Consider the following 14,153-nt stretch of genomic DNA (forward strand, 5'->3'; position numbering starts at 1 on the left):
ATGGATAAAAAACACGAAGTACTGACCTCTGTAAAGGACGGTAATCTTATTGAAAAAAGACGCCAGCAAATGATTCGAGCTGCGGTGACTTTATTCAAACAGAAAGGTTTTCATCGTACTACTACTAGAGAAATTGCGAAGGAAGCCGGTTTCAGTATTGGGACGCTGTATGAATATATCCGTACTAAGGAGGATGTCCTCTATTTAGTATGCGATAGCATTTATCATGAGGTACACGAGAGGCTATCCAAATTCCAACCTGAGAACGGTACAATCGAGGACTTACGAAATGCGATTCATCATTATTATGGGGTGATAGATGATATGTCGGATGAGTTCGTTGTCATGTACCAGGAATCTAAATCCTTACCAAAGCAAGCGCTCGAATATGTATTACTCAAGGAACTGGAAATGGTGGAAATCTTCCACAAGATTATTGTTGGCTGTATTCAAGGTGGGGAGCTTAAGTTGACCGGAGAACAGGCTAAGCTTTACGCTCATACATTGGTCGTTCAAGGGCAAATGTGGGCTTTTAGAAGATGGGCTCTCCGCAAGGAATTTTCAATTGAACAATTTACAGATTTACAAGTGCAATTATTACTCAGTGGGATGGGTAATGCGAAGGACATCATTTAAGTGTCAGTCCTAAGTTCATAAGAAATGTTCATACAAACAAGGAGGAACAACATGTCTAAGGTAGAAGTATATCGTCCAAAAAATCATGTTCGTTTTGTAACGGCGTCGAGCCTTTTTGACGGGCATGATGCATCCATCAATATTATGCGTCGCATTTTACAGGCGAGCGGAGCAGAGGTTATCCACTTAGGGCATAATCGCTCGGTTGAAGAGGTAGTTAATGCCGCTATTCAAGAGGATGTTCAAGGGATTGCCATCTCTTCCTATCAGGGAGGACATGTCGAGTATTTTAAATATATGAAGGATTTACTTGCTGAAAGGGGCGCACCACATATTCGTATATTTGGTGGCGGCGGCGGAGTAATCATCCCAAAGGAAATAAAAGAGTTACAGGATTACGGGATTTCCGGCATATTCTCACCTGAGGATGGCCGTAAGCTAGGGTTACAGGGAATGATCAATCAAATGCTGATGGAATGTGACGTACCTACGAAAGCTTCAGGCGCAAAGGAAGCAATAGAAAACGTGACAACGGAAAATCCAGAAGTACTTGCACATCTAATTACGCTAGCAGAAGAAGCCTATCAAACTGGAGACCAAGACACTGCTAGTATGCTAGAACAGGCAAAAGGTTTGTCAAAAGGAACACCGGTTTTGGGGATTACCGGCACTGGTGGTGCAGGGAAAAGTTCTTTGACAGATGAGCTGATCCGTCGTTTTCTACAAGAATTACCAGACAAGAAAATAGCGGTTCTATCTATTGATCCAACAAAGCAAAAAACCGGAGGGGCACTTCTGGGAGACCGTATCCGTATGAATGCCATCTTCAATAAGAGAGTATTCATGAGAAGCTTGGCGACTCGTGGATCGCGAACGGAGCTGTCTGGTGCAATTGCAGATGTACTCGATGTAGTGAAGGTCGCAGGCTATGATTTAATAATTGTTGAAACAAGTGGAATAGGGCAAGGTGACGCAGAAATTACAAACGTTTCGGATCTTTCCATGTACGTCATGACAAGTGAGTTCGGGGCACCTTCTCAATTAGAAAAAATCGATATGATAGATTATGCCGATTTAATCGTTATCAATAAATTCGAACGCAAGGGCTCAGAGGATGCATTAAGACAGGTCCAAAAGCAGTATCAACGCAGCCACGAGCTTTGGGATGAAGAACTGGATAAAATGCCTGTTTACGGTACAATTGCTAGCCAGTTCAATGATAAGGGGACTAACTCATTATTTGCAGCATTGATTGAAACCGTAAATAAAAAAGTGGGAACTGATTGGGAAACCTCGTATGAGCAATTTATAAAAACACAAAAGCAAAATGTCATCATTCCTAACGATCGTCGCTATTATTTGCGTGAGATCACAGATACGGTTAGAGGCTATCATAAGAAATCAGAAGAGCAGGTTGAGTTTGCGAGAAGGCTATTCCAATTAGAAGGCGCTATTGATGAGGTAAAGAAAAAAGGAACGGAGGATGCATTGATTCAATCTTTAGAGTCTTTAGCAGCGGGCATTAAAGATGAATTATCAGCAGAATCTAAACGTATTCTAGAAAATTGGCATGCTTTGAAGGATGCATATGCAGGAGACGAATTCGTTACGAAGATTCGAGATAAAGAGATTCGTACGATTCTTCGTACGGAAAGCCTATCAGGCTTGAAGATTCCTAAAGTAGCTCTACCGAAATTTGTCGATTACGGGGAGATTTTAAAATGGGTATATAAAGAGAATGTGCCTGGCTCATTTCCATATACCGCTGGAGTTTTTCCTTTCCGAAGAGAAGGAGAGGATCCAAAGCGTCAATTTGCAGGAGAAGGAACACCAGAGCGTACAAACCGTCGCTTCCATTACTTATCAAAGGATGACGATGCGAAACGACTATCTACAGCCTTTGATTCTGTAACATTATACGGGGAAGACCCAGACTACAGACCTGACATTTACGGAAAAGTTGGAGAGTCAGGGGTCAGCATCTGTACGTTAGAGGATATGAAGAAGCTATATGCTGGCTTCGATTTATGTGCGCCATCTACATCCGTATCGATGACCATCAATGGTCCGGCTCCAATCATTTTGGCAATGTTTATGAACACTGCAATCGATCAGCAAGTTCGCCTAAAGGAAGAGGAGCTAGGTAGAACCTTGACTGTAGAGGAATTTACTCAGGTTAAAGAAGCGACACTGCAAGTAGTTCGTGGGACTGTACAGGCGGACATTCTAAAAGAAGACCAAGGTCAAAATACTTGTATATTCTCTACGGAATTTGCACTTCGCATGATGGGTGATATTCAACAATATTTTATTGACCAAAAGGTTCGTAATTATTACTCTGTTTCAATCTCTGGGTATCATATTGCTGAAGCCGGAGCAAATCCTATTTCACAGCTAGCCTTCACGCTCGCGAATGGATTTACGTATGTGGAATATTATTTGAGCCGTGGTATGAATATTGACGACTTTGCACCGAATCTATCATTCTTCTTCTCAAATGGGCTTGATCCAGAATATACAGTAATTGGTCGAGTGGCACGTCGTATTTGGGCAGTCGTCATGCGTGAGAAGTATGGTGCCAACGAACGCAGCCAAAAGTTAAAATACCATGTTCAAACATCGGGCAGAAGTCTTCATGCGCAGGAAATAGATTTCAACGATATCCGCACGACTCTTCAAGCTTTGATGGCATTGCAAGATAACTGTAACTCTTTACACACCAATGCGTACGATGAAGCAATTACGACTCCAACAGAGGAATCTGTACGTCGTGCGATGGCTATACAGATGATTATTACGAAAGAGCATGGTTTGTCGAAAAACGAAAACTCTTTACAAGGATCATTTGTTGTAGATGAGCTGACGGATATAGTAGAAGAGGCAGTACTTGCTGAGTTCGATCGCATTAATGACCGTGGAGGAGTACTTGGTGCCATGGAGACTCAGTATCAACGTGGAAAAATTCAAGAAGAGTCTATGTACTATGAAATGAAGAAGCACACAGGTGAACTGCCAATTATCGGAGTGAACACTTATTTAAACCCAAATCCGGCATCTGAGGATGACATTAACAATATGGAGCTAGCCCGTGCTTCAAAAGAGGAAAAAGAAACCCAGATTAAGAATCTTCAAGATTTCCAACTCAAGCATGAAGCAGACGTTCAAAACTCGTTGAACCGTTTGAAGCAGGTAGCGATGAGCGGTGGAAATATTTTTGAAGAGCTAATGAGCACTGTTCAAAAGGCGAGTCTAGGTCAAATTACTAATGCTCTTTACGAGGTTGGAGGGCAATACCGTCGAAATATGTAAAAAAAGTGTCTCTAAGTATATTAGAGACACTTTTTTATTATATTCTTTAGTATAATGTATTTATTAAGTCGTAGAGGAGAAGTGTTATGAAAAAACCGGTACAAATGATGGTTATAATTGTTCTCCTCTTAACAACAATTTGGCTGTATAATAAAAGACTCGCCTCTATACCTTTACTCTTGCTTTCTTTTTATTTGTTTTCTATAGTTGGTAGGAAAATATCTCTTTTCAAAAAGAATAAATGAATGTAGCATATAACATAATTGTTTGTATATAATGGAAAGTATGCAAGCGGAAACAGAAAGGACGTGCACGATTTGAATTTTCGTGAAATGACAACAGCACAACTACAAGAAGAATCATTAATAGATATTGGTTTTGCCATACTAGAAGATAAGAAAAACTCGATGACATTAACGGAGCTTTTCGATGAAATTCAAAATTTGAACGGCTTTACAGATGAGGAAATGGCAGCTCGTAAGCCACAATTCTACACAGATATGAATATTGACGGACGCTTCCTTGCGATTGCTGAAAATCAATGGGGCCTAAGAGAATGGTACCCAGTGGAACAAATTGAGGAAGAAACTGCTCCTACAGTCAAAGTACGTAAGAAGAAAGCAAAAGCAGTGGATGATTTAGACGATCTTGATGACTTGGATGAAGATGAAATCATCTTTGAAGAGGAATTCGATGAATTTACTGAAGACGACGACGATGATGATGACGATGAAGAGGATGACGTTGCAATCGATTTTGTAGAAGAGGAAATCGATGAAGTAGACGTTATCGAGGAAGACCTGATTGATGAGGATGATGATGAATTCGAAATCATAGATGATGAGGAACTAGACGAAGAGGATGAAGACGAAGAATAATCCTTGACTTCTTAATCTAAACGCTATAAGATTTTATTGGGCTCTTTTTGAAGAGACGTACTCATGTGCATACGCGCTCCCCTGCTAAAACCAGCAGGAGGAGCGCTTTTATTATTTGGTACACCATATATAGGAGGAACGACAATGACTAAATTTATTTTTGTTACTGGTGGGGTTGTATCTTCACTTGGTAAAGGTATTACAGCCGCGTCTCTTGGGCGTTTGTTAAAAAATAGAGGATTGAAAATTACTATTCAAAAATTTGATCCTTATATCAATCTAGATCCTGGAACAATGAGTCCTTATCAGCATGGAGAAGTATTCGTAACTGATGATGGAGCGGAAACTGACTTAGACTTAGGTCACTACGAACGTTTTATCGACATTAATCTCAATAAATATTCTAATATTACAACAGGAAAAGTGTATTCCTCTGTTCTTAGAAAAGAGCGTCGTGGCGATTACAATGGTGGAACTGTACAAGTTATTCCACATATTACAAACGAAATTAAAGAACGTTTATTCCTTGCTGCTAGAGAAACTCAAGCTGACATCGTTATCACAGAGATCGGTGGAACAGTAGGAGATATTGAATCACTTCCTTTCCTTGAGACAATCCGCCAAATGAAACGTGACGTAGGAAGCAATAATGTTATGTACATTCACTGTACGCTAGTTCCATTTATCAAGGCTGCTGGTGAAATGAAAACTAAACCAACTCAGCACAGTGTAAAAGAACTTCGTAGCTTAGGTATTCAACCAAATGTCATTGTTGTTCGTTCAGAAATGCCTGTACCACAAGACATGAAGGATAAAATTGCATTGTTCTGTGATATTAAACCAGAAGAAGTAATCGAATGTATCGATGCTGACTCTCTATATGAAATTCCGTTAAACCTACAAGCACAGCATTTAGATCAAATTGTTGTGGATCACTTCCAACTAAAAACACCAGAAGCTGATATGACAGATTGGCTTGGTTTGGTCGATCAAGTTAAGTCTTTATCCAAAAAAGTACGCATCGGTCTAGTAGGTAAATACGTAGAGCTTCAAGATGCTTATATTTCTGTTGTAGAAGCAATGAAGCATGCTGGATATGCTTTTGATGCTGATGTAGAAATCAACTGGGTAAATGCAGAGCATGTGAATGATGAAAATGTCGCTGAAATTCTTTCTGATGTTGATGGTATTCTTGTTCCTGGTGGATTTGGTGATCGAGGAGTAGAAGGGAAAATCTCTGCGATTAAATTTGCTCGTGAGAACAAAGTACCTTTCTTAGGAATTTGTTTAGGTATGCAATTAGCTACAGTTGAATACGCTCGTAACGTGTTAAACCTAGAGGGGGCACACTCAACAGAGCTAGACCCAAGTACACCGCATTCTATAATTGACCTATTACCAGAACAAAAAGATGTAGAGGACCTAGGTGGTACGCTTCGTCTTGGATTGTATCCATGTAAACTGACGCCGGGCTCTAAGGCACAACAAGCATATGGAGAAGAACTTGTATATGAACGTCATCGTCATCGTTATGAGTTCAATAACGAGTTCCGTGAGCAATTCGAAGCTGCTGGATTTATATTCTCAGGGACAAGTCCAAATGGTCGCTTAATCGAAATTATCGAGCTTTCTGAACATCCTTTCTTCGTAGCATCACAGTTCCATCCGGAATTTGTGTCACGCCCTCAGCGTCCACAACCACTATTCCGTGAATTTATTAAAGCTTCTGTCGGAGAATAATAATTTGAAAAATGCAGTTCGACTAGTAATCGAACTGCATTTTTTTATTTTTAATTCATTTTAATAGGATAAAAAGTCCGGTATATAGGTCCTATTGAGAATTGCTAAGTAATAGGATAATATTGGTTTATATGTAATGTTATATAAAAATAGTGATAATTTATAATTTGAAATTTCAATAATTTAATGTAAAAATTATGTATTTTAAGTTATGATATAAATATGAAAAAAACTAAATAAAGTGAGGAATTAAGAAAGAAACAAGGCATATAAAGTAGATGATGAACACTTATACATACTAAGATTCTCGCTTAATTTTGTGTAATTATTATCCAAAATTAGTTGTGAGACTTCGGTGAAAAGAACATAAAATTGGAAATAGACTTTGAGATAACTTAATAAATGGCATTAAAAGAAGGCTAGCTTTCTCAACTAGCCTCCATGAAATAATACTTTATTCTTCTCCCTTAATCATTTCATCCAGCTGTAACTTAACAGCCTCGTAAATGAATAATCCAGCTAAAGCATGGGGTTGAACGAGTCGAGAACCATCATCTGCGGGTAGTAATCCTTTTGTAATTTTCAAGGAAATATATGTATAAGATAGGTCAAAGAGCATATTTCCTTCTTCCGCCGGTTCACTAGCTAGAGCGCTAAAAGGGATAAAATTTTCATTTAACTTCTTAGCAAGAGCTAGCGCTTCCTCATTTGTAGAGGAACGAGTGAGAATCCATACTCTATCTGCACTTGTCAAAGTGATATCAGGCTTCCATTGCTCCATACGTGGAAATGGTTCGGCTGCATACTTTGCATTGATAGAAATACTTTCCATCTCTTCAAATGAAGCAAAATAGATTTTTCCTTCACCAGCTGCAGCTTGTGCAAGTAGACGAGCTGTGTCGTCTATATTTTCTTCCTCGGAACTTGCAATTCTTTGAAATAGTCCAGAAAGCTGTGTCGTGAGCATTTTCATTTAATTTCACCTCTCAACTATTATATAAGAATTTTTGGTTTCATTATAGCTACTTGTCCAAGAAAAGCGCAAACGCCTATGTTTGCCCCGACAAGCAAATGAGAGAAAGCGAGGAGGCAGCTCTTTAGCCACCGGAGCTTTAACTCATTTGACCTCGAGGGGCAAGGCTGCTTGCGCTGGACAACCAAGAAAAGCGCAAGCGCCTATGTTTGCCCCGACAAGCAAATGGGGGAAAGCGAGGAGGCAGCTCTTCAGCCACCGGAGCTTTAACTCATTTGACCTCGAGGGGCAAGGCTGCTTGCGCTAGACAAACAAGAAAAGCGCAAACGCTTACATTTGCATCGACAAGTAAATGGGATTGTGTTGTTACGTGAGGAGCAAACTGGTGGCAAATGCTTACTCAGCTTAACTTAATTGATAAAAATTCCATGCTATATTCGTTCATTACGTAAATTTTTATCTTTTCTTGTCTTTAATAAGGTACTCTTTAAACGGGATTTTTATCCTTTTTACAATAAATTTGTAAGAAAGAAAGAGGAAAGTCGACGTTTAATAGCGAATATTATAATACGCGAAAATACGGTAAAAAAAGGGGTCTTCCTTCATGAAACACTTATTGATTGTAGATGATCAACTTGGGATACGAATGCTTTTAAAAGAGGTGTTTGCCCAAGAAGGATATGAAATTAGCTTAGCGTCCAATGGTTATGAGGCATTAAAGCTTGTAGAAGAAAAACCAATTAATGGTGTATTACTAGATATGAAAATACCAGGAATGGACGGAATTCAAATTCTAAAAAAGATGAAAAAAGACTTTCCAGATCTACCGATTATGATGATGACGGCATATGGAGAGTTAAACCTCATTCAAGAAGCGATGGATTTAGGTGCCTCACTTTATTTTACCAAGCCTTTTGATATCTTTGAAGTAAGGGACGCTGTGAATAATTTACTAAAATAACAAGCACATGAGCAGGCAGTGGAAAACATCGCCTGTTTTTGTTATGATAATGTTGGAAATAAGCAGGTTACCTCTAAACGGTTTTTTCGGATAACAAATAGGGCATAATAGATTATGAACTATCGTTTAGTAGGGCGTCCTACTTAGCATTTTGATAATATTTACGATGCACAATTAAAATATAGGAGGTCCTTTTCAATGGCTTTAGTTTCAATGAAAGAGATGCTTGAAAAAGGTAAAAAAGAAGGCTATGCAGTTGGACAATTCAACATTAATAACTTGGAATTCACGCAAGCTATTTTACAGGCAGCTGAAGAAGAAAAATCACCTGTTATTTTAGGTGTTTCCGAAGGTGCAGCTAAGTACATGGGTGGATTTACTACAGTTGTACATATGGTTAAAGGATTAATGGTGGACTATAATATTACGGTTCCAGTTGCAATCCACTTAGACCATGGTTCAAGCTTTGAAAAATGTAAAGCTGCAATCGATGCTGGATTCACTTCTGTCATGATTGACGCATCACACCATCCTTTCGAGGAAAACGTTGAGATTACTTCAAAAGTAGTTGAATACGCTCATGCTCACAATGTGTCAGTTGAAGCAGAGCTAGGGACTGTTGGTGGGCAAGAAGACGATGTAATTGCTGACGGAGTTATTTATGCTGACCCTACTGAATGTGCGGATCTAGTTAAACGTACTGCTATTGACTGTCTGGCTCCTGCTCTTGGTTCTGTACACGGTCCATATAAAGGAGAGCCGAATTTAGGGTTTAAAGAAATGGAGGAAATATCTAAGTTAGCTGATTTACCATTAGTGCTACATGGTGGTACAGGGATCCCAACGAAAGATATTACTCGTGCTATTTCTTTAGGTACTGCTAAAATTAATGTTAATACTGAAAACCAAATTTCAGCTACAAAAGCAATTCGTGAGTATTTGGCTGCAAATGAACACCAATACGATCCACGAAAATATTTAATTCCAGCGCGTGATGCGATTAAAGCAACCGTTATTGGAAAAATGCGTGAGTTCGGAAGCTCTAACAAAGCATAAGAAATATAAATAGATATAAAGGAGAAGTGCTCGACTTATAGGCTCTATCTTAGGCTTTGAATCTGAGAAACAGAGTTAAAAAAGAGAGCCTTCTCCTGTTTTTCCATCATGAGGAGGATATTATTAATATGAAATTTTTTATCGATACAGCAAACTTTGACGAAATTAAAGAAGCACATTCATGGGGAGTTATTTCTGGAGTTACAACAAACCCATCATTAGTTGCAAAAGAAAACATTTCTTTTCATGATCGTTTACGTGAAATCACAGCTTTAGTAGATGGCTCTGTAAGTGCAGAGGTTATTGCACTAGATGCAGAAGGTATGATTAAGGAAGGTAGAGAATTAGCTGCCATTGCACCAAATATTACGGTAAAGCTTCCAATGACACCAGAAGGATTAAAGGCCTGCTCTGTATTTCGTTCAGAAGGCATCAAAACGAATGTAACGCTTATCTTTAGTGCAAACCAAGCTTTAATGGCGGCACGCGCAGGCGCAACATATGTATCCCCATTCTTGGGTCGTTTAGACGACATTGGCCATGACGGTATGGAATTAATAGCAAAAATCTCAACTATTTTCTCCATTCATAACATCGATACTGAAATTATTGCTGCATCGATTAGACATCCACAACATATTACTGATGCAGCATTAAATGGTGCACATATTTCCACTACTCCATTTAAAGTTTTAAAACAGCTTTTCAATCACCCTTTAACTGACAAGGGGATAGAAGGTTTCTTAGCAGATTGGAATAACCGTAAAAGCGAGTAACAACACGAAGGAGAACATTATGGAAGTTTATAAAATAAAAGGAGGAAAGAGCCTCCGAGGCACGATTAAAGTAAGTGGTGCAAAAAACAGTGCAGTAGCCCTTATACCAGCTTCGTTAATGGCGAATTCTCCTGTTACGATAGAAGGCTTACCTGAAATATTAGATGTTTTCACATTAAAGGAAATTCTAGAAGAGGTTGGAGCCAAAGTGACCTTCTCTAATGGGACAATGGTAATAGACCCTACTAATGTGGTAGATATGCCAATGCCTAACGGAAATATAAAGAAATTACGCGCTTCCTATTACTTAATGGGTGTGATGTTAGGTAAATTTAAGAAAGCGGCAATTGGCCTTCCTGGAGGGTGTCATTTAGGCCCAAGACCTATAGATCAGCATATTAAAGGCTTTGAGGCATTAGGTGCAGAAGTTAGCAACGAGCATGGCGCAATCTATTTAAGAGCAGACGAGCTAGTAGGCTCTAAGATATATCTAGATGTTGTCAGCGTTGGTGCTACTATTAATATTATGCTTGCTGCAGTTCTTGCAAAAGGCAGAACTATTATTGAAAATGCCGCAAAAGAGCCTGAGATTATTGATGTTGCTACTTTATTATCAAATATGGGTGCTAACATAAAGGGAGCAGGGACGAACGTCATCCGCATTGACGGGGTAGAAGAACTACATGGTACAAAACACACCATCATCCCTGATCGAATTGAGGCAGGGACATTCATGATTATGGCGGCCATTGCAGGAGATGGTGTAACCATTGATAATGTTATTCCTTTCCATGTTGAGGCATTAACTGCCAAACTGCGAGAAATAGGTATTACGGTAGAAGAGCAGGAAGAGAAAATTTTTATACCAAAAGCAGAAAACTTACAATCGGTAGATGTTAAGACGCTCGTGTATCCAGGCTTTCCTACAGACTTGCAACAACCATTCTCAGTATTGTTAACTCAGGCTGCGGGTACTTCTGTTATTACAGATTCCATATACTCAGCACGTTTTAAACAAATCGATGAGCTTCGTCGAATGAATGCAAATGGTCGAGTGGATGGTAGAACTGCAGTCTTAACAGGTCCTGTTAAGCTTGAAGCCGCAACTGTCCGAGCTAGTGACCTTCGAGCAGGTGCTGCTCTCGTATTAGCAGGGCTGATAGCTGAAGGTGAAACTGAAATCCAAGATATCTATCATATTGATAGAGGATATAGTTCACTTATTGAGAAATTGCAAGGTCTTGGAGCAGATATAAGACGAGTGGAAGTTCAAGAAATTGAAGTAAATAAAGGATAAATTTGAAGGATGGAGGTACCCTTACCTCCTCTTTTCTTATTTGACAAATATGCTACAATGATATCGGAAGAAACAAAGTTGTATATTTATACACAAACCGTAAAACGGGAGGCACAAACTAAATGGAACGTAGTTTATCAATGGAATTAGTCCGAGTAACAGAAGCAGCCGCAATTGCATCTGCCCGATGGATGGGACGCGGATTAAAGAATGAAGCAGATGATGCAGCAACTACTGCAATGCGAACAGTATTTGACACAATTCCAATGGAGGGTGTCGTAGTAATTGGGGAAGGTGAGATGGACGAAGCACCAATGTTATACATTGGAGAAAAGCTTGGACATGGCACAGGAGGTCCTCAAGTCGATGTAGCAGTAGATCCTTTAGAGGGTACTAATATCGTAGCTTCTGGAGGCTGGAATGCTTTAGCAGTTCTAGCAATTGCAGATCGCGGAAATTTACTTCATGCACCAGATATGTATATGGAAAAATTGGCAGTAGGACCTGAATCGGTTGGCCAAGTAGACATAAACGCATCTGTACTTGATAATTTACGTGCTGTAGCACGTGCAAAAAACAAAGATATTGAAGATGTTGTAGCTACAATCTTAGGCCGCAACCGTCATCAAAAAATAATTGATGAAATTAGAGCTGCAGGGGCTCGTATCAAGTTAATCACTGATGGAGATGTCGCTGGAGCTATTAACACTGCTTTTGACGATACAGGCGTAGATATCTTATTCGGCATGGGTGGAGCTCCAGAAGGAGTTATCTCAGCTGTTGGATTAAAATGCTTAGGCGGAGAAATTCAAGGTAAGCTTGTCCCACAAGATGAAGCAGAGCTTGAAAGATGTAAGAAAATGGGGCTAGATGTCAATAAGGTTTTACGTATGAATGACCTTGTTAAAGGCGATGATGCAATCTTCGCTGCAACTGGAGTTACTGATGGAGAGCTTCTTCGAGGAGTACAATTTAAGGGTGCCTTTGGTTCAACCCATTCCATTGTAATGCGTGCGAAATCCGGAACTATTCGTTTCGTAGAAGGCCGTCACAGTTTAAACAAAAAACCGAATTTAGTACTATAAAACTAAACTTCTTTGTATACCCGATAGTCCGCTATCGGGTATCCTCTAAATAAACTTCTTTCCTTTTAATCCAGTAAAGTAAACAATAAAATATAGTAAAGAGTGGTGCGTGCTAATGACACAAACAACAATTAATGAATTAGAGAATATGACGCTAAAAGAGCTCTATACTCTCGCGCGCAAGTACAAAATAGCTGCTTATAGCAAATTATCAAAAAAAGAACTTATTTTTGCAATCTTAAAGTCTCGCGCAGAGCAAGAAGGCTTTTTCTTCATGGAAGGTGTCTTAGAAATTATTCAGCAGGAGGGCTTTGGTTTCCTACGACCTATTAACTATTCTCCTAGCTCTGAAGATATTTATATTTCAGCTTCACAAATCAGAAGATTTGATTTGCGTAATGGCGACAAAGTAACTGGAAAAGTACGTCCTCCAAAAGAAAGTGAACGATATTATGGACTTCTTCATGTAGAGCTTGTAAATGGAGAAGACCCAGAAATCGCAAAAGAGCGAGTACATTTTCCGGGGCTTACACCTTTGTATCCCGATCGTCATATCAAATTGGAAACGACACCAGAGAAACTATCTACCAGAATTATGGATTTAGTAGCACCAGTTGGATATGGTCAACGTGGACTGATCGTGGCACCACCAAAAGCCGGGAAAACATTGTTGATTAAAGAGATTGCTAATGCAATTACTACGAACCATCCAAATGCTGAGCTAATTGTATTGTTGATAGACGAGCGTCCAGAGGAAGTAACGGACATTGAGCGTTCTGTTAAAGCTGATGTAGTAAGCTCAACCTTTGATGAAGTACCGGAAAACCATGTCAAGGTTGCTGAGCTTGTATTAGAAAGAGCTATGCGTCTCGTAGAACACAAACGCGATGTTATCATCCTAATGGATTCTATTACTCGTTTAGCGCGTGCCTATAACCTTGTCATTCCGCCAAGCGGACGTACTTTATCAGGTGGTATTGACCCAGCGGCATTCCACCGTCCAAAACGCTTTTTCGGAGCTGCCCGTAATATTGAAGAGGGTGGAAGCTTAACAATTCTAGCCACTGCTTTAGTAGACACTGGATCGCGTATGGATGAAGTTATTTATGAGGAATTTAAAGGAACAGGTAATCTAGAGCTTCACTTAGACCGTAGTCTTGCCGAGCGCCGAATCTTCCCTGCGATTGACATCCGTCGCTCCGGAACGAGAAAAGAAGAATTACTTATACCTAAAGACCAGTTGGATAAACTATGGGCTATTCGTAAAACATTTTCAGATTCTTCCGATTTTGCAGAGCGCTTCTTAAAAAAGCTTCGTCAATCTAAAACGAACGAAGGCTTCTTCGAGCAATTAACCGAAGAAATGAAAGCACATCGTAGCGGGAAAGTAACACTTTAAAGTTAAAATATCTGTAAGAATAAAAGAGGGTTCTGACATTAGT

11 protein-coding genes are annotated in these 14,153 nt (G+C 39.5%); 10 read left to right on the forward strand and 1 reads right to left on the reverse strand.

The features are described from left to right. From ACQKNZ_RS03095 to ACQKNZ_RS03110, 4 genes are all read left to right on the forward strand, one after another. A complete protein-coding gene (locus ACQKNZ_RS03095; RefSeq protein WP_191696667.1) occupies positions 1 to 636 on the forward strand; it encodes a TetR/AcrR family transcriptional regulator in 636 nt (211 codons plus the stop codon). 51 nt (positions 637 to 687) lie between these two features. Continuing rightward, positions 688 to 3,945 carry a fused isobutyryl-CoA mutase/GTPase IcmF gene (icmF, locus tag ACQKNZ_RS03100; RefSeq protein WP_427658090.1) on the forward strand — a complete coding sequence of 1,086 codons (3,258 nt, stop codon included), beginning with the start codon at positions 688 to 690 and terminating at the stop codon, positions 3,943 to 3,945. A gap of 317 nt (positions 3,946 to 4,262) precedes the next feature. Further along, positions 4,263 to 4,823, forward strand: coding sequence for a DNA-directed RNA polymerase subunit delta (gene rpoE / locus ACQKNZ_RS03105; RefSeq protein ID WP_191696666.1), 561 nt, complete (start codon positions 4,263 to 4,265; stop codon positions 4,821 to 4,823). A gap of 144 nt (positions 4,824 to 4,967) precedes the next feature. Then, on the forward strand, positions 4,968 to 6,563 hold the full coding sequence (locus ACQKNZ_RS03110) for a CTP synthase (protein WP_144539722.1): 1,596 nt from the start codon (positions 4,968 to 4,970) through the stop codon (positions 6,561 to 6,563). Positions 6,564 to 7,017: 454 nt separating this feature from the next. Here the strand turns inward: ACQKNZ_RS03110 and ACQKNZ_RS03115 are convergent, their stop codons facing one another. Continuing rightward, positions 7,018 to 7,536, reverse strand: a complete 519-nt coding sequence (locus ACQKNZ_RS03115) for a DUF2529 family protein (RefSeq protein WP_144539720.1) — start codon at positions 7,534 to 7,536, stop codon at positions 7,018 to 7,020. 604 nt (positions 7,537 to 8,140) lie between these two features. Between ACQKNZ_RS03115 and ACQKNZ_RS03120 the strand changes: the two genes are divergently transcribed. The 6 genes from ACQKNZ_RS03120 to rho all read left to right on the forward strand — a co-directional run bounded on the left by ACQKNZ_RS03120 (position 8,141) and on the right by rho (position 14,110). Next, complete coding sequence (locus tag ACQKNZ_RS03120; RefSeq protein ID WP_151111370.1) at positions 8,141 to 8,497, forward strand: response regulator; 357 nt, start codon at positions 8,141 to 8,143, stop codon at positions 8,495 to 8,497. A 198-nt stretch (positions 8,498 to 8,695) separates the two neighbouring features. Continuing rightward, complete coding sequence (locus ACQKNZ_RS03125) at positions 8,696 to 9,553, forward strand: class II fructose-bisphosphate aldolase (RefSeq protein WP_144539716.1); 858 nt, start codon at positions 8,696 to 8,698, stop codon at positions 9,551 to 9,553. Between the two features lie 128 nt (positions 9,554 to 9,681). Further along, positions 9,682 to 10,329: a fructose-6-phosphate aldolase gene (gene fsa / locus ACQKNZ_RS03130; RefSeq protein ID WP_144539714.1), complete on the forward strand. Its 648-nt coding sequence runs from the start codon at positions 9,682 to 9,684 to the stop codon at positions 10,327 to 10,329. A 19-nt stretch (positions 10,330 to 10,348) separates the two neighbouring features. Beyond that, the gene (locus ACQKNZ_RS03135) at positions 10,349 to 11,626 is read left to right on the forward strand and encodes a UDP-N-acetylglucosamine 1-carboxyvinyltransferase (RefSeq protein ID WP_144539712.1); all 1,278 of its coding nucleotides are present in this window, start codon (positions 10,349 to 10,351) and stop codon (positions 11,624 to 11,626) included. Positions 11,627 to 11,748: 122 nt separating this feature from the next. Then, positions 11,749 to 12,711, forward strand: coding sequence for a class II fructose-bisphosphatase (gene glpX, locus ACQKNZ_RS03140; protein WP_144539710.1), 963 nt, complete (start codon positions 11,749 to 11,751; stop codon positions 12,709 to 12,711). Between the two features lie 115 nt (positions 12,712 to 12,826). Further along, complete coding sequence (gene rho / locus ACQKNZ_RS03145) at positions 12,827 to 14,110, forward strand: transcription termination factor Rho (RefSeq protein WP_144539708.1); 1,284 nt, start codon at positions 12,827 to 12,829, stop codon at positions 14,108 to 14,110. Positions 14,111 to 14,153 lie beyond the last annotated feature (43 nt).

This window comes from Psychrobacillus sp. NPDC093200 (assembly GCF_050280345.1).
GTDB classification, from domain to species: Bacteria; Bacillota; Bacilli; order Bacillales_A; family Planococcaceae; genus Psychrobacillus; species Psychrobacillus faecigallinarum.

Excerpts from the sequence above, each read along its gene's own strand:
- ACQKNZ_RS03115 (WP_144539720.1), bottom strand. The coding sequence starts at position 7,536 with ATGAAAATGCTCACGACACAGCTTTCTGGACTATTTCAAAGAATTGCA.
- ACQKNZ_RS03095 (WP_191696667.1), top strand. The coding sequence starts at position 1 with ATGGATAAAAAACACGAAGTACTGACCTCTGTAAAGGACGGTAATCTT.
- ACQKNZ_RS03120 (WP_151111370.1), top strand. The coding sequence starts at position 8,141 with ATGAAACACTTATTGATTGTAGATGATCAACTTGGGATACGAATGCTT.
- rho (WP_144539708.1), top strand. The coding sequence starts at position 12,827 with ATGACACAAACAACAATTAATGAATTAGAGAATATGACGCTAAAAGAG.
- fsa (WP_144539714.1), top strand. The coding sequence starts at position 9,682 with ATGAAATTTTTTATCGATACAGCAAACTTTGACGAAATTAAAGAAGCA.
- ACQKNZ_RS03135 (WP_144539712.1), top strand. The coding sequence starts at position 10,349 with ATGGAAGTTTATAAAATAAAAGGAGGAAAGAGCCTCCGAGGCACGATT.
- glpX (WP_144539710.1), top strand. The coding sequence starts at position 11,749 with ATGGAACGTAGTTTATCAATGGAATTAGTCCGAGTAACAGAAGCAGCC.
- ACQKNZ_RS03125 (WP_144539716.1), top strand. The coding sequence starts at position 8,696 with ATGGCTTTAGTTTCAATGAAAGAGATGCTTGAAAAAGGTAAAAAAGAA.
- ACQKNZ_RS03110 (WP_144539722.1), top strand. The coding sequence starts at position 4,968 with ATGACTAAATTTATTTTTGTTACTGGTGGGGTTGTATCTTCACTTGGT.
- icmF (WP_427658090.1), top strand. The coding sequence starts at position 688 with ATGTCTAAGGTAGAAGTATATCGTCCAAAAAATCATGTTCGTTTTGTA.